1 pseudogene is annotated in these 3,955 nt (G+C 40.4%); it reads right to left on the reverse strand.

Annotated features, from left to right (window positions below):
- Positions 1 to 3,955: pseudogene (locus ACFIKN_RS07420) on the reverse strand (hypothetical protein); the annotation flags it as partial.

Genomic DNA, 3,955 nt, shown 5'->3' on the forward strand with positions numbered 1-3,955 from the left:
GCCAACAAATTTTGCATCACCACCAAAAAACTTGGCTAAATCCTGAGAAATCGTGTTGATCTGACTACCATTAATCGCATCATGTGAACTCTCACCAATGGCACCATCTTTTACATTATGAAGTGCAACTGGTCCTGCATCCTTACCTTTACCTAAAGTTACGCTCTTATAATCAACTATTCCATCTTCTTTTTTATCGTAGAGAACAACTGCTGAATCTTCTGACTGAAGATTGTTAGAAAGATCCTTCAGACTTGCATCAAGCTGCGCTTTATTGACTGCTTCATTGTCATTCTCTGCTGCCTTAACACCTGAAAGTGTCCGGTCTTCTTTGTCTTTATTTGCAATATTGAGTTCTGTACCTTCTACTTCTGTACCAATAGTGATAACTTTCGTCTCATCATCCTGCTTGGCAAGACTATCACTCACTACATTGGTTACATCATTATGAACATTCGTGACAGAACTACTAATATCAGAAAGTGCTTCCGATACACTATTGTAAACCTTTTCCTCACCAGTGCTACCATCATCATTGATAGTTTTAAGTTTGAATGTGGGGGCAATCCATTCTCCATTCTCATATCCAGCGCCACCACCAAAATAGCTAGCAAACTGTTTTTGCAGATCATAAATCTGTCCACCCGTAATCGCATCACTCGAGCCTGATACTATAGAGCCAGCTGCAAGTGATGTAAGCTTGCTGTTCTCTTTATTGTCCCCATGCGTCGCCACAAACGCACCTTTAGTCTTGCCCCATAACAATGCATCGCCTTGAACTGCTTGCGTAATATTACTTAGTTTTTCATCAAACTTTTTGACCTCATTAGACAGATGAGTGTTCACATTCTTGACACTCGTATCAAGACCCGCAAAGGCGCTACCAACATCGTTATGTGAATTAGTCGTTACTGTACCATCGTCAGAAACATTAGAGATTTTATAAGTCGGAGCTGTAAAAACACCCTCTTTAAAGGATGCTTCTCCACCTAAAAACTTAGCTACATCCTCACCGATTTTATTAATCTGACCGCCCGTGATTGCATCATGTGAACCCTTGGCAATCTGACCATCGGCAACATTATGGAGACCTACAGCTGCCTTATCCTTACCTTTACCTAAAGTTACACTCGTGTAATCAATGCCGCCATTATCACCATCTTTTTTATCGTAATGAACAACAGCTGAATCATCAGACTGAAGGCTGGTAGAAAGATCCTTCAGACTTGCATCAAGCTGACCCTTGTTAACGGCATCATTATCCTTTGTTGCTTCACCAACACCTGAAAGAGTCCGATCCGTACCAGTCTTGTTGGCTATATTGATTTCACTGCCTTCTACTTCTTTACCAATAGTGATAAGATTTGTATCTGCATCTTTCTTAACAAGGCTATCTCCTCTAACATTGTTAATTTCATTGTTAATTTGTTTTGTAATCTCATTTTTAACATTTGTGATAGAACTACCAACCCCTGTTAAAGCACTCGCTACATCAGAATAATTCTGATCTTTAGATCCACCATCAGCATCAAAGGTCTTGACCGTGAATTTAGGATTCGTCCATTTACCTTCTGTATATTCAGCGCCACCACCTAAATAAGTTGCAACAGTCTTATTCGTCTCAAAAAGCTGAGAACCATTGATCGCATCACTTGAGCTTGAAGAAACCTCTCCATTGGAAAGAAATGTAATCTTACTCTTGCTTTCCTTCTCTCCATGTGTTGCTACAAACGCCTTGTCAGAATCACTCCACAACAATGCATTCTGCTTAATATTTTCAGTAACCTCCGTGTTGTTTTGGGTAAACTCTTTTTGAAGATTCTCAAAAGATGTTCCTACACCCTCAAAAGCTTCCGATACAGTATTATACTTCTTCTCTTCAACTTTAGTACCATCCTCATTAATGGTCTTAATCTTGAAGCTTGGAGCTATCCAAGCGCCACCGGCATAACTAGCATGACCACCTAAAGACTGCGCAACACTGTCACCTAGAGCATATAGCTGATTTCCTGCTACAGCATCGCTTGAAGTTCCACTAACGTCTCCGTTGGCAAGATGTTTAATCTTGCTGCTCGCTCTTTTATCTTCTTTTCCATGCTGTGCCACAAAGGCACCTTCAGCATCACTCCACAACAAAGCATCGCCTTGAACTTCTTGCGTAATATTACTTAATTTTTCATTAAACTTTTTGACCTCATTAGACAGATGTTTATTCACATTTATGAAGTTCGTATCAATTCCTGCAAAAGCAGAGCCTACATCATTATAGGATTCGCTTGTCACTTCACCATCTTCAGAAACTTTCGACACCGTATAAGTGGGATCTTTAAACTTCTCACCATCAAAGGATACGCTGCCACCTAAAATCTTTGATAAATCTGCAGCTATGGTATGAAGCTGACCTCCCGTAACCGCATCATTCGAGCCTGATACTATAGAGCCAGCCGCAAGTGATGTGATCTTGCTGTTTTCCTTTTTACCTTCTTCCGTTTTATGCTGTGCGACAAAGGCATTGGCTTCCTTGCTCCATAACAAAGAATCCTGTGCTACTCCTTCTGAGACTTCCTTAATGCGAGCGTTAACAGTCTTGATATTCGTATCAAGTCCTTTAAAGGCTTTTTCTACACCTTCATACGGTTTATCTGTTACCTCACCGTCTTTAGAAACTGTCGATAAGTCATAGCTGGGAACTGTAAAAGTGCCATCAGCACCAAACGATGATTTGCCACCTAAAATCTTTGATAAACTTGCAGCTATGGTATTAATCTGACCACCTGTAACAGCATCGCTCGAACCTGATACTATAGAACCATCAGCCAGCGATGTGATCTTGCTGTTTTCCTTTTTACCTTCTTCCGTTTTATGCTGTGCGACAAAGGCATTGGCTTCCTTGCTCCAATTCAAAGAATCCTGCGCTACTCCTTTAGAGACTTCCTTAATGCGATCGTTAACAGTCTTGATATTCGTATCAAGTCCTTTAAAGGCTTTTTCTACATCTTCATACGGTTTATCTGTTACCTTACCGTCTTTAGAAACTGTTGATAAGACATACTTTGGTCCTTTAAAGTTTTTGCCATCAAAGGATACATCGCCACCTAAAATCTTTGAGAAATCATCTGTGATGATATGAAACTGTCCACCCGTGACTGCATCATGTGAACCCTTGGCAATCTGACCATCAGCAACATTGTGAAGTGCTACAGAAGCAGAATTTGCACCTTTTCCTAAAGTCACACTCGCATAATTTATAGTGTTATTATCACCCTCTTTTTTATCGTAGAGAACCACTGCAGAATCATCAGACTGAAGGCTGGTAGAAAGATCCTTTAAACCTTTATCTAGCTGACCTTTATTAACCGCTTCATTATTTTGTGTTGCTGCCTTCACACCAGAAAGAGTTCGATCTGCTTTGCTACTATTAGCGATATTGATTTCACTGCCTTCTACTGCGCCTCCAATAGTGAGACGATGCGTTGTTTTGTCTTTCTGAACAAAGCTCTCGCTTTCCACTTTGGTAATCACATTATTAACCTGTTCAGTCAATTTATTCTGAACATTCGTGATAGAACTTCCAACACCTGCAAGTGCATCCGCTACATTCGTATAGTTCTTGTCAAAAGAAGTACCATCCTCACCAAACTGCTTGATCTTAAAACTTGGAGCTTTCCATTGTCCTTGCTCATCATAACCTGCACCACCACCAAAATAGGTTGCAAGTTGTTNTGCAAGTGCATCCGCTACATTCGTATAGTTCTTGTCAAAAGAAGTACCATCCTCACCAAACTGCTTGATCTTAAAACTTGGAGCTTTCCATTGTCCTTGCTCATCATAACCTGCACCACCACCAAAATAGGTTGCAAGTTGTTCGTTCAGCGAATAAAGCTGACTACCCGTTACAGCATCTGTTGATTTAGCGCTAATCTCACCATTTGCTAGAAACGTAATTCTACTGTTT

It is taken from the genome of Bartonella sp. CL436QHHD (assembly GCF_042195105.1).
Taxonomy (GTDB): Bacteria; Pseudomonadota; Alphaproteobacteria; order Rhizobiales; family Rhizobiaceae; genus Bartonella.